Raw genomic sequence first — 21,910 nt, 5'->3', positions numbered from 1 at the left:
CGGTCATCGGCAACCTCAGCGGGCGGTCCGAAAGACCCGTACAGTTGAGTCCATCGAAGAGATCGAGGGTCCTTCACCGGAACGTCCAAGATCAACTTCGACACTCATCTCGATGAGTGCCGGCGCCACCTAAGGAGCGCCGGAGCACCGGTTGAGTCCGCACGTATGAGGCGCGGACACACCGCCGTGGCAGAGCTGCCGCACCGTCGAGTCGAAACCCGAACCGCACCGCTGTCGGTGACCGTCCATGATCACGCCCGGATCAGGTCGGACCCACCCCAGCGTCGATGACCACTGGTGGTCGAGCGCGTTCACCGGTTCCTTCGACGTCCCACGAACACCGAATAGTGGAGAGTTGCACTATGGCCCGTCCGGCCCACGACTACGCACGAGTCGACAAACACGTGCCCGTCACCCGCAGAGCGGAGACGGCAGACCCGTACTCGCCCGTGATGATCTTGCTCAGCTTGATCGCCACCCTGGGCATCCTGTTCTACGCGCAGTTCCTGCTGAACCCGCGCAACCGAGGGGACCTGCTCCCCTACACCCTGGTGATCGTCGCCGAAGTGATCCTGGTGACGCACGCCCTGCTGTCGATGTGGACGATCCTGTCCGGCCGCAAGAGCCCGCGGGAGTTCTCCTTCCACGAGGCCAAGCGCCTGATGTTCGACAAGAAGGCCATCAAGGCCGCGGGGCTCACCGACAACCCGGAGCTCTGGCCCGTCCTGCTGGACGGCAAGAAGACCGACATCGACGTGTTCATCACCGTGTACGGCGAGGACATCGAGAAGATCCGGGCGACGGCCACGGCCGCGCTGGCGATCCGGGGCAAGCACCGCACCTGGATCCTGGACGACGGTCGCTCCGACGACGTCAAGGCGATGGCCGACGAGATCGGCTGCTACTACATCCGCCGGCTCAGCTCCAACGGCGCCAAGGCGGGCAACATCAACCACGCCCTGTCGATCGCCAAGGGTGACTTCTTCGTCATCCTCGACGCCGACTTCGTGCCGAAGCCCGAGTTCCTGGTCGAGACCGTGCCGTTCTTCGTGAACTCCAACGTCGCCTTCGTCCAGACGCCGCAGACCTACGGCAACCTGGTCAACCTGGTGTCCCGCGGCGCCGGCTACATGCAGGCCGTCTTCTACAAGTTCGTCCAGCCCGGTCGCAACCACTTCAACGCCGCGTTCTCCGTCGGCACGAACGTGATCTACCGGCGGGCCGCGGTCAACGACATCGGTGGCATCTACACCGACTCCAAGTCCGAGGACGTGTGGACCTCCCTGGTGCTGCACGAGCGTGGCTGGAAGACGATCTACATCCCCAAGACGCTCGCCATCGGCGACGCCCCGGAGACCATCGAGGCCTACACCAAGCAGCAGCTGCGCTGGGCCACCGGCGGCTTCGAGATCCTGCTGACGCACAACCCGCTGAGCCCGAAGCGCAAGCTGACGATGGACCAGCGGCTGATGTACCTGGTGACCGCGACGCACTACCTGACCGGCATCGCGCCCGGCATCCTGCTGGTCGTCCCGGCGCTGGAGGTCTTCTTCGACCTCCGACCGGTGAACCTGGACATCACCTGGCAGACCTGGTTGCTCTTCTACGCCGGCTTCTACCTGATGCAGATCGTGCTCGCCTTCTACACCCTCGGCTCGTTCCGCTGGGAGGTGCTGATGCTGGCCGCGGTGTCCTTCCCGATCTACATCAGTGCTCTCTGGAACGCCCTGGTGAAGAAGGAGCAGAAGTGGCACGTGACCGGCAGCAAGGCGAAAGCCCAGTCACCGTTCAACTTCATGATCCCGCAGGTGCTGGTCTTCGTCTTCCTGGTCACCACCTCGATCGTCTCGGTCTGGCGTGACCTGGGCAACAGCCAGCTCAGCCTGGCCACCGCCTGGAGCATCACCAACACCTTCATCCTCGGCGCCTTCATGATCGTGGCGATCAAGGAGAACTGGCACATCAACCACCCGCCGAAGAACCTGGTCGCCGACCCGGTCGAGTACCTCGTCGACGACGAGCCGGTGGCCCGCCGGACCACGGTCATCGTGCCCCCGGAGCTGGCTGACGAGCTCGGTGTCCCCGAGCTGACCGCCGCCAAGCGCACCGCCACACCCACCCATGACAGCGACACCACCGACGCCGCCGGCGTCGAGCAGGACTCCGACCAGAAAGAGGCAGCAGCGAAATGACCTGGATCAACCGACTCCGTTTGTTCGGAGGGATCCTCGGCGTCCTGATCGTCGTCGCGGCCCTCACTCTCGTCTTCAACCAGCGCCAGACCAAGGTGACCAGCCTCGACGCCACGGTCGCCACCGACACCTACGACGTGGGCGCTGCCTACGGCGGCACCGTGATCAAGCAGTTCGTGAACGAGGGCGACGTCGTCGCCAAGGGTGACAACCTCTTCACCATCCAGAGCGTGCCGCTGCAGCAGGACCTGTCCAACGGTCTGGAGCTGTCCGACAACGAGGCCTACGACGTCGACGCCAAGGCCGGCACCCTCACCTACAAGGCCACCGTGGCCGGCCAGGTGACCACCCTCAAGGCCAAGCTCGGCAACGCGCTCGGCACCGGCGCTCCGTTCGCCTCCATCTCGGTGGTCGGCAGCGAGTACGTCGACGCCAAGTACCTGCTCTCCCCCCGGGACTACGATCGTGTGGTCGAGGGTTCGACGGTGGACATCCTGCTGCCGAACAACCAGATCGTGACCGGGACCGTCTCCACCATCGAGGTGGCCACGGAGAACGCCAAGGCCCTGACCGAGGTCCGGGTCGACAGCAAGCAGCTGACCGACGCCAGCCTGGACAACCTGACCAAGAACGGCACGCCGGTGATCGCCACCCTGCAGCTCCGCGACGACGGCCCGCTGGCCGGGGTCAACGACCAGGTGTTCGACTTCCTGCGGCAGATCGGGCTCAAGTAGCCCACGGATCGGCCGCCGGCTCCAGCCGGCGGTCGATCACCCTCCCGGCCCTGTCCGGGAGCACAGCTTGACGGTGCGGTCGAACCCCACTCCTCACCGACGCGAGTCGGGTTCGACCGCGCACCGACTGACTACTGAAGGGACGTGACGTTGCCCAGCATCTGGCGAAGCAAAGGTCCGTCGAACGATATCCAGCACTCCACCAGCCCGCTGAGCTCCCGGCTCAGCCGGCGCTCCCTGCTCGGCGGACTGGCGGCCACCACGGTCGCTGTCGGTCTGGCCGGGTGCGGTCTGAACTCTGCCGGCCAGTCCGGCACCGGCGGCGCCGGCACGAGCGGTCCGACCGGCACCGGTGGCGAGGTCTTCACCAAGCAGCAGATCGACCCGCTGCTGGCCGACATCGTCAAGAAGACACCGAAGAAGCTGCCGATCACCCGGCTGGCCGAGGGACTCATCCCGCCGACCAACCGCTGGTTCTCCGGTCTCGCCTTCGGCGACGAGGCGCTGCCCGTCTTCCCGATCCCGCTCAGCTTCGGTCTCACCGACGCCGGCTTCGCCTTCGGGCTGCCGACCATGACCACGAGCGAGAAGGCCATCCTGGGCGGCTACAAGCCCGAGATGGACATGGCCTTCGGGGCCAAGAAGGCGCGGGTCAGCGGGTACGACACCCTGACCGTCACCCTCGACCACCTCGACGCCTCCGACGCGGTCATCGGCAAGACGACCATCGTGCAGGGCTCGCCGTACGTCCGGTTCACCGCCGAGACCGCCACCGAGATCACCGCTCCGCTGCCCAACACGGCGTCCGGGGACTTCTGGACCACCCTGGCCGGCGAGACCACGTACGGACTCGTCGTCACCGACGGCGAGGTCGCGGACAAGAAGATCTCGCTGAAGAAGGGCGGTTCGGCCGTCTGGTTCGTCGTGCCGACGGACGGCTCGGTGGACAAGCTCGCCGAGCTGGCCGCCAACCCGGTCACCGGCAGCTCGGTCAGCTACAGCCTGGACGGCGACGTGGTCACCACCACGCTGACGTACGAGGCGGAGGGTGGCACGGTGTTCGCCATCCGGCCCCACCAGGCCAAGGGCCTGGACTCTGGGATCGCGACCGACCTCGGCACCTTCCCGAGCATCTACGGCACCCTCAAGGTGGCGTCCGGCAACGAGCTGACCTACACGGTGCCCCTCTCCGAGCCGACGTCCGCCCTGGACGTCAGCAAGCTCAGCGGGAAAGAGAAGTCCGAGCTCGGCGAGCAGGTGGCCAAGGACATCGCGGCCACCAAGGAGTGGCCGGCCGACACCTACTTCGGCGGCAAGAAGCTCTACCGTGCGGCGATGCTGTTCCAGCTCGCCCAGCAGCTGGAGCTCACCGAACCGGCCACGACCATGGGTGACGCGCTCACCGAGCAGCTGACCAAGTGGACCGAGCCCAAGGGTGCGGACACCCGCAGCGAGTTCTGCTTCGTCTACGACGAGCAGGCGATGGGCATCGTCGGTCTGACGCCGTCCTTCGGCTCCGACGAGTTCAACGACCACCACTTCCACTACGGCTACTTCCTGTACGCCGCGGGCGTCCTGACCCAGGACAACCCGGAGCTGGCCAAGAAGCTGCAGCCGGTGATGGACCTGGTCGCGGCCGACATCGGCTCGAACGCCGGCAACGGGGCCTTCCCGGACCGCCGCGTGTTCGACGTCTACGCCGGTCACTCGTGGGCCTCGGGCACGTCCCCGTTCGCCGACGGCAACAACCAGGAGTCGAGCTCGGAGGCCATCACGGCCTGGACCGGGCTGGCGAAGTGGGCGAAGAGCTCCGGGAACGACGCGCTGGAGGCCGAGGCCATCTGGATGCTGTCCACCGAGGCGCAGGCCGGTTTGGACTACTGGACGAACTTCGACAACAACGAGCCGATCTACTCCGGGTACGGGCACAAGATCGTGACCCTGAACTGGGGTGGCAAGCGGGACTACGCCACCTGGTTCTCCCCGGAGCCGGCCGCGATGCTGGGCATCCTGGTCATCCCGATGAGCCCCGGCTCGACGTACCTCGGTGGCGATCCCGAACGGATCACCGCCAACGTCGAGGAGGCCACCAGCGGGAAGTTCGACCAGAAGTTCGGTGACTACCTGCTCATGTACGCCGCCCTCGCGGGCGACGACCAGCGCAAGACCGCCCTGGACAAGGCGCGGACACTGGCCGACGAGTGGATCGACGACGGCAACAGCCGCGCGTACCTGCTCGCCTGGTTGATGACCGTCACGAGCTAGGGGCGATCTCGCCACAGACTGCGGGGGCGGTCGGGTTGTCTCCACCCCCCCGCGCAAGACCTGGTCGTCACTGCATTCGGTAAGTGACGACCAGGAACGGGCAGCGGGTCCGGTTTCGCCACAGGTGAAACCGGACCCGCGTTGGTCTACCGACACATAAGTTCGGCAGCGAGCCCAGTTCATCACAGCCCACGGGTCACCTTCCACCCCGGGGGCGGCTCGGTCTCAGTTGACCGTGACGACGGTGCCCTGTCCACCCGGGTACTCGATCCACCCCACGTACGGCGTGCTCGCCTCCAACCCGGACCACTGAACGGTCAGCTCGAAGGGTCGACCCGCGCGTGCGGCGACCCGCTCCGGGGTCACGGCGAAGTTCCCCACGCCCGCGCCGGGCACGACGAGACCCGCTCGGAAGACGAGCGGGGTGGTGGTCGTACGGGCCGCGTCGCGGACGTCGTCCACCAGTCCCACGTACGTCCCCGCCGCGGGCCTGCGGAGGAGCACCGTCTCGTCGGCCGCGCCGGAGACGGACTGCCCGACCAGGACCGCCGACCCGTTCACCACCTGGTAGACGTACAGGTCGAGGTTCGCGCCCGTGCTCGCGGTCCGCGAGGTGAACTGCGCCACCCGGGCGCCGTCCGGCACGGTGACGGCGAACTGGACGTTGCTCCCGGCCGCCAGGGTGTAGGGCCGCGGGGCCCCCGTGGCCAGACCGGTCGCGGTCGGCACGAAGTCACCGGTGGTGCCGGAGGTGACGGCGAACCTCGCCGCACCCTGCGGACCGCTCCCGGTCACCCGAGCCGGCGCCTCCAGGGCCCGCGGGGTCACCGCCAGCGGGATGCGGACACCGCCCCGCTTGCTCCGCCAGGTGAGGAACCCCGTGGCCGCCCGACCGACGTCGGCGGTGCGCGTGGTGAAGGTGACCCGGAAGGTGCGCGTCTGGCCGGCGTGGCTGAAGTCCAGCACCGAGGGCGTGACAGCCACGTCCACCCCGGGCACGTTCGCCCGGACCCGGTAGCGACCCGGGGTCACCGCGGTCACCCGCCGGGTCACCGTCTGGGTCCCGACCAGGCGACCGATGGCGATCGACGGGGCGTTGTAGTCGCTCAGATCGATCGCCTCGACGCCGGTGCCCGTGTCCAGCCCGAGACCCTCGAGGTAGCCCAGCCAGTCGGTGTCCCGGGCGGGGTAGACCAGGCCCGGGTCGAGCATCCGCTCCGGTACCACCCGGCCGGCGCCCTGGGCGTACGGGTCGGTGCTGCGCCGACCCGAGCCGTCGACCAGGTCGGCGGCCGTGGTCATCAGGGCCGACTTGATCTTCATCGGGGACCAGGTGGGCCGCTGCCCGGCCCCGAGCCAGAGGGCGGCGAGCCCGGCCACCTGCGGAGCGGCCTCCGAGGTCCCGGACAGGAACCCGAAGTCGCGCCCGTCGCCGCTGGGGGGCGCCACGGCCCCGAGGATCGAGACGCCCGGCGCCACCAGGTCGGGTTTGAGCGTGTCCCCACCGGTGCCGAGCGACGGGCCGCGGGCGGAGAACGAGGCGATCTGCGGGTACGCCAGCTCGGTGTCGGTCTGGTTGCCCTCGGTCAGGGTGGCGGTCGCACCCGGGGTCGCCGCGTACGCCGTCACCAGCGCCGAGGCGGGCGGGTCGAGGTGCACCGTGGGCACGCTGTGCAGGTCGGCGTCCAGGGTGTTCGCCGTCAGGTTGACCAGCACCATGCCGACCCCGCCCGCGCGCTCGACCTCGGCCGACTTCACGACGCGGTCGACCACCCCCCGGGCGCAGACCACGATCGTCCCGGCCACCTCGGCCGGGTCGAGGCTCCCCGGAGCACACACGGTCGCGGCGGCGCCGGTCTGCCCGTCGGCCACCACCGCGGTTCCGTTCACCAGCGGCGCGGGGCCCACCTCGTCGTCCACCGAGGTGGAGATGCCGGCGTAGCGCTGGCCGTCGCCCAGGGTGACGGTGCCGTAGGAGGGGGCGAGCGAGTGCGCCCCGACCGTGGTCACCCACGGCGAGCTGCTCTGCACGGTGGACGCGCCGGGACCGTTGTTGCCGGCCGAGGCGGAGACGAAGATGCCGGCCGAGGCCGCGGCCAGGAACGCGAGCTGGACCGGGGACGTCGGGTCGTCGGCGGCGGTGATCGAGAAGTTGATCACGTCGACCCCGTCGCTGATCGCCGCGTCGATCGCGGCCAGGATGTCGGAGTCGTACGCGCCGGACCTGGTCGCGTCCTTCGCCTGCCACAAGACCTTGTACGCCGCGATCCTGGCCGCCGGGGCGACGCCCGAGATCCGACCGAAGTCCCGGTCGTCCACCACCGCTCGCACACCGTGGTTGCCGGCCGCGATCGAGGCGGTGTGGCTGCCATGGCCCTCACCGTCGCGCGGCGAGACGAAGTCCGCACGTTGGTCGGCGGGCACCCGGGCCAGCCAGGTGTCACCGAAGTAGCGGGCGCCGACCAGCTTGGTGCTGCAGTCGGCGACGGTGAACTCCTCCCCGGCCTGGCAGGTGCCGGTGAAGCTCCCGCCGTCGGACTTCCTCATGGTGACGGTGTCGCCGGAGCGGGTCGGTGTCGACGACGTGCGACTCGACCCGTACCGGCGGGACGGTGCGGCGAGGGGCTCACCCGCGAACGACGCGCTCTCGGGCCAGATGCCGGAGTCGATGACCCCGACCACCACCCCACGACCGGCGCGGTCGACGCCCCCGAGCTCCGACCACACACCCCCCGGCCCGGAGAGCCCGAGGTAGTCCACCGACTTCCGTTCGTCGGGCACCCGGCGCAGGGTGTTCTCGCGCACCGAGAGCACCCCACGGGTGCGCGCCAGGGTGGCTGCTTGCTGGCCCGTGATCTCGGCGGTGAAAGCGGCCAGGCCGACCTCGTACCGCTCGTCGGGGGTGGAGCCGACCCGGGCGGCCACGGTGTCCTGGCGCTGCCGCAGGTAGGACCGGTAGCGCCGGGCGTCGGCGCTGTCCAGGTCCACGTCCTCGCCGGCGGCGGGCTGGGTGGCGTCGTAGCCGGTCACGTCGCCGTCGTAGGCGGCGATGGGCGCGTCGGCCAGGGTGACGATGTAGTCGCCCTCCCGGCTGGCGCTGCTGGGCACCGGCACCTCCGGCGTGCCGGACGGATCGGCCGAGGCCACCGGGCTCACCCCGAAGGCGAGCACGACGGACAGGAAGCAGGCGAGCGCGATCGCACTCCGCCGGCAGCGCGCTGGGGTCGCTGAAGACATGTGGGTTCCTTCACGAGGTGACGCTGCGACCCCGTTCCCCCCGACATCCCCCCGGCGGCGCCCCAGTGGCCCCGAGGGTAACAGCGAAGGTTCGCTCCCGTCACCCATCAGCACAAAGCCGAGGGCCGACCGGTCGCGCTCGCGGCGCGGCCGATCGGCCCTCGGTGGGTCGGACTCGGTGACTCAGTTGACGGTGACGATGGTCCCGCTGCCGTCGGGGTACTCGATCCAGCCCAGGTACGGCGTCCCCGCCTGCAGACCCGACCAGCTGGCCGTCAGGGCGATCGGCTGGCCGATCGTGGCCCTCGGGTTCGCCGGCGAGACCGCGAAGTTGCCCTGCCCGGGACCGGACTGCACCGACGCACCGCGGAAGGTGAACGGTGTGGAGGTGGTGCCCGGCGCGTTGGAGAAGCCGACCACCTGAGCCAGGTAGCTGCCTGCGGCGGGCGCCTTCAGCACCACGGTCTCGTTCGGCGACCCCGTCGTCGACTGTCCGACCAGCGACGCGGACCCGCCGACCACCTGGTAGACGTACAGATCCAGGTCGGCGGCCGCGTTCGGCGAACGCACGCTGAACTGGGCCACCTTGGCGCCGCTCGGCACGGTCACCGGGAGCACGGCCTGGTCACCGGCCTTGAGGTCACCGCCCTGCGCCGTCCCCGACTGCAACCCGGAGGCGGTGATCGGGAACGCCCCGGACACTCCGGGCGTCACCGAGAACCGGACCGAGCCGGAGGCACCGGAACCGGCCACCGTGTCGGGGGCGTCGACCACCTTCGGCGTGACCACGATCGGGCTGCGCACGGTCGTGCCCGCACCCTTCCAGGTCAGGAAGCCGCTGGCGGCCTCGTCGAACTCGGCGTTCTTGTTGGTGAAGGTGACCCGGAAGGTCCGGGTCTCCCCCGCCGCGTTGAACGAGAGGATCGAGGGGCTCACCGACACGTTCACGCCGGGGATGCTGGCCTGGGCCCGGTAGAGCCCGGGCTTCACCGCGGTGACCCGTCGGGTCACGGTCTGGGTCTTGAGCAGCGACCCGATGGCGATCGACGGGCTGTTGTAGTTGCTCGGGTCGATGGCCTTGACGCCGGTGCCGGTGTCGTAGCCGACGCCCTCCAGGTAGCCCAGCCAGTCACGGTCGCCCGACGGGTAGACCAGACCGGGGTTGGTCATCTTGTCCGGCCGAACCCGGCCGGCGCCCTGGACGTAGGGGTCGGTGACGGCGTTGCCGTCCTCGTCGACCAGGTTCGCCGCCGTGGTCATCAGCGCCGACTTGATCTTCATCGGCGACCACTTGGGCTTCACGCCCTGTCCGAACCAGAGGGCCGCCAGACCGGCCACGTGCGGAGCGGCCATCGACGTACCGGAGTAGAAGTCGAAGTCCCGGCCCTGGTTGCTGGGCGGGGCCACGGCCGCGAGCGTCGCCACCCCCGGGGCCGTCAGGTCCGGCTTCAGGGTGTCCCCGCCGGTGCCGACGGACGGTCCGCGGGAGGAGAAGCCGGCGATCTGCGGGTACGGGATGCTGGTCGAGCTCTGGTTGCCCTCGGTCAGTGTCGCGGTGGCACCGGCCGTGGCCGCGTACGTCTTGATGGCGGCCGAGGCGGGCGGGTTGACGTGCACGGTCGGGACCGTGTGCAGGTCGCCGTCGAGCGAGTTCTCCGTCGGGTTGGCCAGCACCATGCCGATGCCACCGGCCCGCTTGACCTCGGCGGATTTGGCCACCCGGTCGTAGGTACCGCGGTCGCAGACCACGATCTTGCCGGCCGCCTTGGCCGGGTCGAGGCTGTCGGGCCCGCAGAGGGTGGCCACGGCCGCCGTCGAGGTGGCGGCCACCAGCGTCCCGGCGTTGGCCAGCGGAGCCGGCCCCACAGCGGTGGTGACCGAGGTGGAGATGCCGGCGTACTTCTGGCCGTTGCCCAGGGTCACCGTGCCGTAGTACGGCCCGACGGTGTTGGCGCCGACCGTAGTCACCCACGGAGAGGTGTGGGCCACGGTGGAGGCACCCGGACCCGAGTTGCCGGCCGAGGCCGAGACGAAGATGCCGGCCGAGGCCGCGGACAGGAACATCAGCTCGACCGGGTCGGTCGGGTCGTCGCTGCCGCTGATCGAGTAGTTGATCACGTCGACGCCGTCGGTGATCGCGGCCTCGATGCCCTTGAGGATGTCGGTGGTCAGGCCGCCCGACTGGTCGGGGTCCTTGGCCTCCCACAGCACCTTGTAGGCAGCGATCTTGGCGGCCGGGGCGACCCCGGAGATCTTGCCGAAGTCGCGGCCGTCGACGGTGGCCTGGACGCCGTTGTTGCCGGCAGCGGTCGAAGCGGTGTGGCTGCCGTGGCCGCCCCCGTCACGAGGCGAGACGAACTCGCTGTCGGCCCGCCCGGCGGCCGGCACCCCGGCCAGCCAGGCGTCGCCGAAGTAGCGGGCGCCGACCAGCTTGGTGCTGCAGTCGCTGCGGGTGAACTGGACGCCGGTCTGGCAGACGCCGGAGAAGGTCCCGCCGTCGGACTTGGTCATCATGACCCTGTTGCCGGAGCGGTAGGGGACGAACTTCCCGGTCGGCGAGGTCTTCAGCGGGTCACCGGCGAACGAGGCGCTCTCGGGCCAGATACCGGTGTCCAGCACGCCGACGACGACGCCGCGACCGGCCTTGGCCGTGCCGCCCAGCTTCGACCACACGCCGTTGCTGCCGGACAGCTTCAGGTAGTCGACGGAGTTCCGGTCGTCGGTGGCCTGCCGCAGGGTGTTCTTGGTGACCGAGAGGACGCCGTCGGTGGTCGCCAGGGTCTTGGCCTGGGTCGGGGTCAGCTTGGCGGTGAAGCCGGCCAACCCGATCTCGAACCGGGTGCGCGGCTTGGCTCCCACGCGGGCCGCCACCTTGTCCTGTTGCGTGCGCAGGTAGGAGCGGTAGCGCTGGGCCTTGGCGCCGGTGACGTTCACCCGTCGGCCGTCGGCGGGCCGGGTGGCCGCGAAGCCCTTGACGTCACCGTCGTAGGCCGCGACCGGGGCCGAGGCCAGGCTGACGATGTAGTCGCCCGGGGTGGTGGCCAGCGCCGGCAGCGCGACCGGCGGCGGGGTGGTGGGATCGGCCGACGCCATCGGCGTCAGGCTGAGGGCGAGGGCCCCCGAGACGAGGACAGCGAGACCCGCCGACACACGTCGCAGACGCCGAGAGGAGCGGGGACTGGCCGCTGTGACCATAGATTTCCTCCGAATGAACCTGAAAAACGCCGAGGTTTCTCGTCAGCCGACCCTCATCTAGGGCGGAAGTAGGCTCGACAGTAACAGCGGGTTCTCAGGGCGTCGATAGCCCCCCGATGAATCTTCCGAAGGACACACCGTGCGCACTGGCCCAGGTCTGATCGTCGTGTTAGGGGTGCTGCTGGCGGCCTCGGCCTGTGGCGCGAGTGGCAGCAGCGGTTCCTCACCGCTGGCGTCCCCGTCCGCCACCGGCGGCCCCGCCTCGTCGGCGTCCCCCTCTCCGGCCGACTCGCCACCGACCGCACCGGGGTCCAGCCCCGCCTCGCCCGGTGGCGCTCCGGGAGGGTCTTCTGCCCTCACCGTGGTGGTCGATGACGGCACCGGAGCCACCTCCACCTGGACCCTGACCTGCGACCCGGTCGGTGGCGACCACCCCGACCCCGCCGAGGCGTGCGCGGCGATCGAGGGCCACCGGTCCGCCCTGAGACCCGTCCCCAAGGACCGGATGTGCGCCCAGGTCTACGGCGGTCCGGAGAAGGCCACGATCACCGGGACCTGGCGGGGCGAGCAGGTCTTCGCCGCCCTCACCCGGACGAACGCCTGCGAGACCGCCCGGTGGGACGCGTTGGTGCCGCTGGTGCCGTCCGGCGGACGGTAGGGTCCGGCCGCCCCGATCAGCTGCCTTCCGCGGCTCCCGGTCGATCAGCTGCCCGCCGCGGGCCCCGGTCGATCAGCGGCCCGACGCAGGTAGCGGCTGATCTGGCGCGAGGTCTCTGCGTCGTCCCAGCCCAGCTCGGACCCCATCAGCCGGGCGACCGCCCCGGCCGCCTCGGCGCCGCCGTCCCAGGTCTCGATGGCGATCCGGGTCCGACGGACGAGCACGTCACGCAGCTGCGTCGCCCCCTCGTGGACCACCGCGAACCACACCTCGACGGCCAGGTAGTCCTCGGCGCCGGACAGCGACCCGCCCAGCTCCGGCCGCCGTCGGACCGCCTCGATCAGCGTGTCGACCCCCGAGCCGTACCGGCGCAGCAGGTGCTCCATCACGAGCACGTGGACGCCGGCTCGCCGGGCCAGCAGATGCCGCTGGTTCCAGCGCGCGGTGAAGCCGTCCGCCCCGAGCAGGGGGACCCGGGTGGTGGTCGACGGGGGGTGCAGGCCCCCGAGCTGACCGACCGCCGCGTCGACCGCCCGCTCGGCGTCACGGCGATAGCCGGCCAGGCCGCTCCCCCGCACCAGCACCAGCCCGGGCCGCGGCACCTGCACGGTCGGCGTACGGTCCGTGTCGGGACCGACCCGGGCCGGAGCGGCGTAGGTGCTCTCCACCGCCGCAGCGTCGACGGGGCGGAGCAGGTGGCGGTTCAGCCGGTCCAGCAGCCGGTCGGGCTCGGACCAGGCGGCGGTGCTGCCCACGATCCAGTGACGTCCCCAGGGCACCACGTAGACACGTGCGTCGCCCTCCCGCAGCACCAGTCCGGTGGAGGTCCGGATCCGATCGCGCGGAACCACCAGGTGCACCGTGCCCGTCGGGGCGGTCGGCGTCGCCGCCGCGGGCAGGTCGACCCGGCCCCCCGGGTCGCCGACGCCGGTGGCGCCGCCCGGCAGCAGCTGGGAGAGCTCGCTGCCCGTGGCCAGCACCACGGTGCGGGCGCGCAGAGTCACCGGACCGTCGACCCGGTCGTCGACGACCGCGCCGACCACGCGGCCGCCAGGTTCGACCAGCAGCCGGCGGACCGGCGTCCGGGGCACCGCCAGGACGCCGTACGCGATCGCGGTCCGGACCACGGTGATGGCCAGCCGGGCGTCGTCGACCTGCCCCTCGTAGAGCTGGACGGCGCCGGTGATCCGGGCCAGGTCGAGGGACGGGGCGAGCCGCCGGACGGCCCGGCGGGCCAGCTGGCGGTGACCGGGCAGGACGCCGGGTTGACGGATGGAGAAGGCGGCGGCGTCGTAGACGGTCAACCCCGCCTCGATGGCCAGGCGCTCGCGCAGTCCGCCGGTCAACGGGACCAGCAGCGGCACCCGGCGCACCAGGTGCGGCGCGATCCGGTCCAGCAGCAGGTCACGCTCGCGACGGAGCTCGGCGACGGCCGGCACCCCGATGCGGGCCAGGTCGACCAGCCCACCGTGGACCAGCGTGCTGGTCCGACCGGATCGGCCCCCGCCCCAGTCCCCGGCGTCGACCAGGCCGACGCGCAGACCCCGGGTGGCCGCATCGAGAGCGGCTCCGGCTCCCACCACACCGCCACCGACGACCAGCACGTCGAGGTCGGCGGCGGCCAGCTCGGCAGGTGTCGGCCCCCGCGGCAGTTCTTCGGTCACGGGCGGAGCCTCTCGGGAGTGCAGGAGCGTTTCCGGACGACACGCTCTTCCGTCGTCTGGAAACGCGACGAACGAGCGAGACACCGCGGAGCTCGTGACCGCGGAGCGCGGAGCGCGACCATGAGCAGAGCTCAGCCGACGATGACCTCGACCCGCTGGAACTCCTTGACCTCGGTGTAGCCGGTGGTGGCCAGGGCCTTGCGCAGCGCGCCGACCAGGTTCATGGTGCCGTCGGGCACCGTCGACGGGCCCCGCAGGATCTGCTCCAGGCTGCCCACCACGTCGAAGCCGACCCGCTCGCCGCGGGGCAGGGTGGCGTGCCACGCCTCGGGACCCCAGTGATAGCCCCGGCCGGGCGCCTCCGCAGCCTTGGCCAGCGGCGAGCCGACCATCACCGCGTCGGCACCGCAGGCGATCGCCTTGGCGATGTCACCGGAACGACCGACGGAGCCGTCGGCGATCACGTGCACGTAGCGGCCGCCGGACTCGTCCAGGTAGTCGCGGCGGGCGGCGGCGACGTCGGACACGGCCGAGGCCATCGGCACGGCCACCCCGAGCACGTCCCGGGTGGTGTGGGCGGCGCCGCCGCCGAAGCCGACCAGCACCCCCGCCGCACCGGTGCGCATCAGGTGCAGGGCGGCCTGGTAGGTGGCGCAGCCGCCGACGATCACCGGGACGTCGAGGGCGTAGATGAACTGCTTGAGGTTGAGCGGCTCCGACTTGCCGGCCACGTGCTCGGCGGAGACCGTGGTGCCGCGGATGACGAAGAAGTCGACCCCGGACGCGACCACGGCACCCGCGTACGCCTGCGTGTTCTGGGGGGACAGGGAGCCGGCGGCCGGCACCCCGGCACTCCGCACCTCGGCCACCCGCTGGCCGATCAGCGCCTCCTTGATCGGCTCCGCGTAGACCTCCTGCATCCGACGGGTCGCCGCCGCCGGGTCGTCGATGGCGGCGATCTCCTCGAGCAGCGGCTCGGGGTCCTCGTACCGGGTCCAGAGTCCTTCGAGGTTCAGCACCCCCAGGCCACCGAGGCGACCCATCTCGATCGCCGTCGCCGGCGACATCACCGAGTCCATCGGCGCCGCGATCAGCGGGAAGTCGAAGGTGAACGCGTCGATCCGCCACGTCAGGTTGACCTGCTCCTCACCGCGGGTGCGGCGGGAGGGGACGATCGCGATGTCGTCGAAGGCGAAGGCCTGCTGGGCACGCTTGCTGCGGCCGATCTCGAACATGGGGGATTCCTTCTACGACTGCTCTGTCGATTGTGGTGCGGGGACGACGGACACCGGTGGAGGTGGCGGGGGCCACCCTCAGCCGGAGTAGTTGGGTGCTTCGACGGTCATCTGGATGTCGTGAGGATGCGACTCGCGCAGACCCGCGGAGGTGATCCGCACGAAGCTGCCGCGCTCGTGGAGCTCACGGATGGTCGAGGCGCCGGTGTAGAACATCGACTGCCGCAGACCGCCGATCAGCTGGTAGGCCACCGCGGCGAGCGGACCTCGGAACGGTACCTGACCCTCGATGCCCTCGGCGATGAGGTTCGAGTCGTTGGTGACGTCGCCCTGGAAGTAGCGGTCCTTGGAGAACGAGGCGTTGCGGCCACGGGACGCCATCGCCCCGAGCGAGCCCATCCCCCGGTACGCCTTGAACTGCTTGCCGTTGAGGAAGATCAGCTCGCCGGGGCTCTCCTCGCAGCCGGCCAGCAGAGAGCCCAGCATCACCGTGTCCGCGCCGGCCACGAGGGCCTTGGCGATGTCACCGGAGTACTGCAGGCCACCGTCACCGATCAGCGGCACACCCGCCGGGCGGCAGGCGCGGGAGGCGTTGTGGATGGCGGTCACCTGGGGGACGCCGACCCCGGCGACCACCCGGGTGGTGCAGATCGAGCCCGGACCGACGCCGACCTTGACCCCGTCCACCCCGGCGTCGACCAGGGCCTTCGCTCCGGCGTAGGTGGCCACGTTGCCGCCGACGACGTCGACGTGGCGGCAGGCGGACTCGGCCTTGAGCCGGCGCACCATGTCGACCACGCCGTGGGAGTGTCCGTGGGCGGTGTCGACCACGAGCAGGTCCACACCCTCCTCCACCAGCGCCATCGCCCGCTTCCAGGAGTCACCGAAGAAGCCGATGGCCGCGCCGACCCGGAGCCGCCCCTGGTCGTCCTTGGTGGCGCTGGGGTACTGGTCGGACTTGACGAAGTCCTTGAGCGTGATGAGGCCCTTGAGCCGGCCCCGGTCGTCGACCAGCGGCAGCTTCTCGATCTTGTGCTGGGCCAGCAGGGCCATCGCGTCCTCGGCGGCGATGCCGACGGGACCGGTGACCAGCGGCATCTTGGTCATCACGTCGCCGACCAGCCGGTTCGGATCGCTCTCGAACCGCATGTCCCGGTTGGTCACGATGCCGACCAGGGTCTGGTCCCGGTCGACCACGGGGACACCGGAGATCCGGTAGCGACCGCACATGGCGTCGGCCTCCCCGATGGTCGCCTCGGGCGAGATCGTGATCGGCTCGTCGATCATCCCGGCCTCGGACCGCTTCACGACGTCGACCTGGTGTGCCTGGTCCTCGATGGACAGGTTGCGGTGGATCACCCCGAGACCGCCCTGGCGGGCGATGGCGACAGCCATCCGCGCCTCGGTCACGGTGTCCATCGGGGAGGAGATCAGCGGGACCTTCACCGAGATGCGCTTGGACACCGGGGTGCTGGTGTCGACCTCCGACGGGATGATGTCGCTCTGGTTGGGCTGCAGCAGCACGTCGTCGAACGTGAGTCCCAACGTGGCGAACGGCTGCGGCACGCCCGCGGGGGTGAGATCGCCCATGGTGTGCGACACGTGTTCCCTCTCTTGCCTGACGGATCGCCGGTGTCTGATGCGGCCCCGGCTACCGGTCCAAGACTATCCGGGCGGAGCCGGGCGGGCGCACCTGATCGAGGGATGGCCGCGGCGGGACAGATCCGCGGCACAGTGGGCCGTGACCCGGCGTGTCGCGCCGCTGGGCCCGGTGAGCCCCTCGTTCGTCCCGGGCCGCGCCGCCCAGGTCAGCCGGCGAGCAGCCCCCGGCGACGCAGCAGCGGTTCGATCCGCGGCGGTCGGCCCCGGAAGGCCTCGAAGTAGCCCATCTCGTCACCGCTGCCTCCGCGGCTGAGCAGTTCGGCCCGGAACACGTCGCCGGCCTCGCGCGGACGGTCGCGGTGCTCGGCGAACCACTCGACGGTGTCGGCGTCGAGGATCTCACTCCAGATGTAGGAGTAGTAACCCGCCGCGTAGCCGGAGGAGAAGATGTGGTTGAAGTAGCGGCTGCGGTAGCGCGGCGGGATCGTGGCCACGTCCAGCCCGACCTCGCCGAGCACCCGCGCCTCGAAGGCGTCGATGTCGCGCACGGCGTCGTCGACCTCCGCCTCGGTCAGCCGGTGCCAGGCCAGGTCGAGCCAGGTCGCGGCCAGGAAGCTGATCGTCTCGCGCGCCTGATCGGAACCGGGTCCCAGCTGCAGGGCGGACACCTGGTCGGCCGGGAGCGGCTCGCCGGTCTCGACGTGCCGGGCGTAGCGGGTCAGCAGCTCGGGATCGGTGCCCCACATCTCGTTGACCTGGGACGGGTACTCGACGAAGTCCTTGGACACCGCGGTGCCGGCCAGCCGCGGGTAGGTGACCGAGGACAGCAGCCCGTGCAACGCGTGCCCGAACTCGTGGAACAGCGTGCGGACCTCGTCCATGCTGACCAGCGTCGGCTGCCCGGCCGGGGGCTTGGCCAGGTTCAGGTTGTTGACGACCACGGGCAGCTGTCCGAGCAGCCGGCTCTGGGCCACCAGCGACTCCATCCAGGCACCGCCCTGCTTGCCGGGGCGGGTGTAGTAGTCACCGAGGAACAGACCGACAGGCTCACCGCCCGCGTCGAGCACCTCGTAGACCACGACGTCGGGGTGGTAGCCGATCAGGTCGGCCCGCCGCCGGAACGACAGCCCGTAGACCGTGCCCGCGGCTCCGAACACCCCGTCCTCGACCGTCCGGGTCAGCTCGAAGTACGGCCGCAGCAGCGCCGCATCCGGCCCCGCCACCTCGCCGTCTCCGGCGGCATCGACCCGTTCGGCGTAGTAGGCCCAGTCGTGGGCGGCGAAGTCGTCCTCCCCCGTGTCGGTCACCAGGGCCTCGGCCAACCGGACCTGGTCCCGGTGGGCGTTCTCGACCGCCGGCGGGATCAGCTGCTGCAGGGTCGCGTCGAGCCGAGCGTTGGACCCCACCGTACGGTCGGCGAGCACGTAGTCGCTGTGGGTCGGGTAGCCCAGCAGCACCGCCCGGCGGGCCCGGGCGACCACCATCTCGCGGACGATCTCGCTGGTGTCGGTGTCGTCGTCGGAGCCACGGCCCAGCGACGCCGCCAGCACCCGGCGCCGCAGACCCCGGTGGCGCAGCGAGCTCAGCACCGGTTGGTGGGTGGGCAGGATGAGCTCGATCAGGTGCCCGTCGAGACCCCGGGCGGCCGCCGCCTCCGCGGCCGCGGCGATGGCGTCGTCGCTCAGCCCGTCCAGCTCGGTCACGTCGGTGACGTGCACCGCCGCTCCCTTCGCGGCCGCGAGCAGCCGGACCCCGAACTCGGTCGAGAGCGTGGCCAGCTCGGCGTTCAACGCCCGCAGCTGGTCCTGGTCGGCTTCGGCCAGGGCCGCGCCGGCCCGGACGAAGTCGAGGTGGTAGCGGTCCAGGAGCCTGGCCGACTCGGCGTCGAGCCCGAGCTGGTCGCGACGGGTGTGCAGGTCGTCGATCCGGCCGAACAGCGCCCGGTCCAGGGTGATGGCGTCGGCGTGGGCCGACAGCCTCGGCGCGTACTCGGTCTCGATGGCCTGCAGCTCGGGGTCGGTGTCCGCGGAGGTCAGGCACCAGAAGACCCGACGGGTCCGGTCCAGGACCCGGCCCGAGCGCTCCAGCGCCACGATGGTGTTCTCGAAGGTGGCCGGGACGTCGCTGTCGGCGATGGCCCGGACCTCGGCCAGCTGGTCCTCCATCCCGACGTCCAGCCCGGGGCGGAAGTGCGCGAGGGTGATGTCGGCGAAGGGTGGCAGCTCGTACGGCAGGGTGCTGGCGGTGAAGAACGGGTTGTCGGTTCCGGTGGGGCCGGTCACCCCGGCGCTCGCAGACTCATGGGTCACCGGACGAGCCTAATCGGAGCGGTGGACGGAGCGAGCGGCGACAGAGGCCCTGGCCGGGAGACCGGGCAGCGAGTCCGGACCACCGGTGGCCCTGAGGTCAGACCGATACCTCGCCGAGCAGACGGTCGAGCAGGGCGAGAGCGCCGACCTGATCGACCTCCGGGTCCAGCAGCCACTGGGTCTGCAGCCCGTCGGAGGCGGCGATGACGAGGGCGGCCACCTGCTCGGCGTCGACGTCGTGACGGATCCGCCCGTCGGCCTGACGTCCTCTGATCTGGTCGGCCAGGGTCGCCCGGATGGCGGCGAACCGCTCGGAGGCGAACGCCGTCGCCGCCGGGTGCCCCTCTTCGAGGGCGGCGGCCACGAGGGTCGTGTACAGCTGCACCATCCCGGGGACCTCCCGGTTCTGCTGCGCCGACAGCCGCATCGTCTCCACCGGCGAGACGTCGGCCTTGCAGGACTGACGCTCGAGTCGACGCGCCGACTCCTGGTAGACGTCGACGAGCAGTCGTTCGAGGGAGCCGAAGTGGTGGATCAGCGCGGCGTGGGTGACCCCGACCTCCTGCGCGATCGCCCGGAGACTCGTGCGGTCGGCCCCCCGCTGCGCGAAGACCCCGATGGCGGCGTCGAGGATCTCCTGCCGCCGCGCGATCCCCTTGGCGTACGCGCCGCGCGGGCGGACGGTCTTCGGGGACAGGTCAGCCATGTCCATGATCGTAGGTCATCGGAGGCCGAATACCTCCATCCGGATGTTTTTGCTACAGTGGTGCCGTCACCGCCGATGGTGACCCTGCCGACACCGTCAAGGAAGAAGGACACCGTGGCCCTCCCCGTCGCCTCCATCCAGCTCTACACCCTCGCCGAGCAGTTCTCCAACGACATGAGCGGCTCGCTCGAGCGCCTCGCCGAGATCGGCTTGAAGAACGTCGAGGCCTTCGACTTCGTGCGTCGCCCCGACGAGGTCCGCGCCGCGCTCGACGCCGCCGGACTCGCCTGCCCCACCGGCCACGCCCCGCTGCTGTCCGACACGCTCTGGACGCCGGACGGCTCGATCCCGACCCCGGAGCCCCAGGTGGTGTTCGAGGCGGCCGCCACGGTCGGCATGTCCACCGTGATCGACCCCATGGTCCCGACGGATCGCTGGCTGACCGAGGACGGTGTGAAGGACGTCGCCGACCGGATCAACGCCCTGGCCGAGGTCGCCGCCGGGTTCGGGCTGACCGTCGGCTACCACAACCACGCGCAGGAGTTCCTCGCCTCGTTCGACGGGCAGACGGCGTACGAGCGGTTCATCGCGCTGACCGAGGACCGCGTCGCCATCGAGCTCGACCTGTTCTGGGCGCTCGTCGGGGGCCAGGACCCTGCGGCGCTGACCGCCAGCCTGGGTGACCGGCTGATCGCCCTGCACATCAAGGACGGCGTCGCCCCCGCCAGCAACCCGTTCGCGCCGGGCGCCCCGGCCTTCTCGTCGACCAGCCTCGATCAGCGCCACGCCGGCGACGGCGACGTGCCGCTGGTGGAGTCCCTGCAGGCCGCGACCGCCCTGCAGTACGCCGTCATCGAGTACGACAACGCCCCCGGCGACGTCTTCGACGACATCGCCTCGTCGTACGCGTTCCTGACCGAGGGCGGTTACGTCCGATGAGCGCTGTCGGCGTCGGCATCATCGGGGTAGGGGTCATCAGCGACACCTACCTGGAGAACCTGAACTCCTTCCCCGACGTCGAGGTGCTGGTCGTCGGCGACCTGATCGCCGACCGGGCCCGGTCCCAGGCCGAGAAGCACGGCATCCCCGCGCACGGCAGCGGCCCGGACGTCCTGGCCCACCCCGGCGTCGAGCTCGTCGTCAATCTGACCACGCCCGATGCCCACATCGAGGTCACGGCGGCGGCGATCGCCGCCGGCAAGCACGTCTGGTCGGAGAAGCCGCTCGGCCTGGACCGGGACGGCGCCGCGGCGCTGCTCGAGCAGGCGAACGCCGCCGGCGTCCGGATCGGGGCGGCCCCCGACACGCTGCTCGGCCCGGGCTTCCAGAGCGCCCGGCGCGCGATCGCCAGCGGGGTCATCGGCGAGCCGATGTTCGCGCAGACCGCGTTCCAGACCCAGGGACCCGATCTGTGGCACCCGAACCCCGGCTTCCTCTTCGCCCAGGGGGCGGGTCCGCTGCTGGACATGGGCCCGTACTACTTCTCCGCGCTGATCAGCCTGCTGGGCCCGGTCGACCGCGTCGCCGCCGTCGGCCGGAAGGCCCGGGAGCAGCGGGAGATCCGGACCGGACCGAACGCCGGGTCCTTCTTCCCGGTCGAGGTGCCGTCGACGATCCAGGTGCTGACCGCGTTCGAGGGCGGCGCCCAGGGACAGAGCCTGCTCAGCTTCGACTCCGCCCAGGAGCGGCACGGGATCCTGGAGATCCACGGCACCGAGGGCTCCATCGTGCTGCCCGATCCGAACCAGTTCACCGGACGGACCGCGTACGTCAAGCCGCTCGGTGTGCTCCGCGACGGCATGTCGTTCGAGCAGCCGTGGGTCGAGGTGGAAGAGCAGGGCACGGTCGTCGGCCGCGGCCTGGGCGTGCTGGACATGGTCCGTTCCATCGCCGCCGGCCGGCCCCACGTCGCCTCCGGTGAGCTGGGCAACCACAGCGTGGACGTGATGCTGTCGGCGCAGGAGTCCGCCGCGACGGAGCAGTTCGTCAAGGTCACCAGCACGGTCGGACCGATCCCGCTGCTGCCCGAGGACTTCGACCCCTTCGCCGCGACCCTGTAGCGGCCCGCGTGGGGGGCCTCCCGACTGACTGAGGCCAGAACGACGACGGACGG

At 70.8% G+C, this 21,910-nt stretch carries 13 protein-coding genes; 6 read left to right on the top strand and 7 right to left on the bottom strand.

The features are described 5' to 3' along the window. Nucleotides 1-452: 452 nt before the first annotated feature. From ABD714_RS01690 to ABD714_RS01680, 3 genes are all read left to right on the top strand, one after another. On the top strand, nucleotides 453-2,192 hold the full coding sequence (locus ABD714_RS01690; protein ID WP_344810527.1) for a glycosyltransferase family 2 protein: 1,740 nt from the start codon (nucleotides 453-455) through the stop codon (nucleotides 2,190-2,192). After that, a complete protein-coding gene (locus tag ABD714_RS01685; protein WP_344810526.1) occupies nucleotides 2,189-2,926 on the top strand; it encodes an HlyD family secretion protein in 738 nt (245 codons plus the stop codon). Before ABD714_RS01690 ends, ABD714_RS01685 begins: the two co-directional genes overlap by 4 nt. 144 nt (nucleotides 2,927-3,070) lie before the next feature. Further along, nucleotides 3,071-5,191, top strand: a complete 2,121-nt coding sequence (locus tag ABD714_RS01680; RefSeq protein WP_344810525.1) for a glycosyl hydrolase — start codon at nucleotides 3,071-3,073, stop codon at nucleotides 5,189-5,191. Nucleotides 5,192-5,416: 225 nt separating this feature from the next. Here ABD714_RS01680 and ABD714_RS01675 read toward each other — a convergent pair whose 3' ends face one another. Next, nucleotides 5,417-8,428: a S8 family serine peptidase gene (locus tag ABD714_RS01675; RefSeq protein WP_344810524.1), complete on the bottom strand. Its 3,012-nt coding sequence runs from the start codon at nucleotides 8,426-8,428 to the stop codon at nucleotides 5,417-5,419. 183 nt (nucleotides 8,429-8,611) lie between these two features. Further along, the gene (locus ABD714_RS01670; RefSeq protein WP_344810523.1) at nucleotides 8,612-11,521 is read right to left on the bottom strand and encodes a S8 family serine peptidase; all 2,910 of its coding nucleotides are present in this window, start codon (nucleotides 11,519-11,521) and stop codon (nucleotides 8,612-8,614) included. 241 nt (nucleotides 11,522-11,762) lie between these two features. On the opposite strand from ABD714_RS01670, the gene ABD714_RS01665 reads away from it, so the two are divergent. Beyond that, nucleotides 11,763-12,281, top strand: a complete 519-nt coding sequence (locus tag ABD714_RS01665; RefSeq protein WP_344810522.1) for an SSI family serine proteinase inhibitor — start codon at nucleotides 11,763-11,765, stop codon at nucleotides 12,279-12,281. 44 nt (nucleotides 12,282-12,325) lie between these two features. On the opposite strand, the gene ABD714_RS01660 is transcribed toward ABD714_RS01665, so the two are convergent. The 5 genes from ABD714_RS01660 to ABD714_RS01640 form a co-directional block, all read right to left on the bottom strand. Then, nucleotides 12,326-13,945, bottom strand: a complete 1,620-nt coding sequence (locus ABD714_RS01660) for a glycerol-3-phosphate dehydrogenase/oxidase (protein WP_344810521.1) — start codon at nucleotides 13,943-13,945, stop codon at nucleotides 12,326-12,328. A 131-nt stretch (nucleotides 13,946-14,076) separates the two neighbouring features. Next, nucleotides 14,077-15,180 carry a GuaB3 family IMP dehydrogenase-related protein gene (locus ABD714_RS01655; protein WP_344810519.1) on the bottom strand — a complete coding sequence of 368 codons (1,104 nt, stop codon included), beginning with the start codon at nucleotides 15,178-15,180 and terminating at the stop codon, nucleotides 14,077-14,079. Between the two features lie 78 nt (nucleotides 15,181-15,258). Further along, the gene (gene guaB, locus ABD714_RS01650; RefSeq protein ID WP_344811260.1) at nucleotides 15,259-16,770 is read right to left on the bottom strand and encodes an IMP dehydrogenase; all 1,512 of its coding nucleotides are present in this window, start codon (nucleotides 16,768-16,770) and stop codon (nucleotides 15,259-15,261) included. A 218-nt stretch (nucleotides 16,771-16,988) separates the two neighbouring features. After that, entirely contained in the window at nucleotides 16,989-19,091 is a 2,103-nt protein-coding gene (locus ABD714_RS01645) for a M3 family metallopeptidase (RefSeq protein ID WP_344810518.1), read from the bottom strand. 97 nt (nucleotides 19,092-19,188) lie between these two features. After that, nucleotides 19,189-19,797, bottom strand: a complete 609-nt coding sequence (locus tag ABD714_RS01640) for a TetR/AcrR family transcriptional regulator (RefSeq protein ID WP_344810517.1) — start codon at nucleotides 19,795-19,797, stop codon at nucleotides 19,189-19,191. Nucleotides 19,798-19,911: 114 nt separating this feature from the next. Here ABD714_RS01640 and ABD714_RS01635 point away from each other — a divergent pair, with 114 nt between their 5' ends. Together ABD714_RS01635 and ABD714_RS01630 are read left to right on the top strand one after the other, a co-directional pair. Next, the gene (locus ABD714_RS01635; protein WP_344810516.1) at nucleotides 19,912-20,736 is read left to right on the top strand and encodes a sugar phosphate isomerase/epimerase family protein; all 825 of its coding nucleotides are present in this window, start codon (nucleotides 19,912-19,914) and stop codon (nucleotides 20,734-20,736) included. Then, the gene (locus ABD714_RS01630) at nucleotides 20,733-21,857 is read left to right on the top strand and encodes a Gfo/Idh/MocA family protein (RefSeq protein WP_344810515.1); all 1,125 of its coding nucleotides are present in this window, start codon (nucleotides 20,733-20,735) and stop codon (nucleotides 21,855-21,857) included. The genes ABD714_RS01635 and ABD714_RS01630 overlap by 4 nt, the downstream gene beginning before the upstream one ends. Nucleotides 21,858-21,910: the final 53 nt, after the last annotated feature.

It is taken from the genome of Microlunatus aurantiacus (genome assembly GCF_039536605.1).
GTDB lineage: Bacteria > Actinomycetota > Actinomycetes > Propionibacteriales > Propionibacteriaceae > Microlunatus > Microlunatus aurantiacus.
This window is presented reverse-complemented; position numbering and strand designations above follow the sequence as displayed.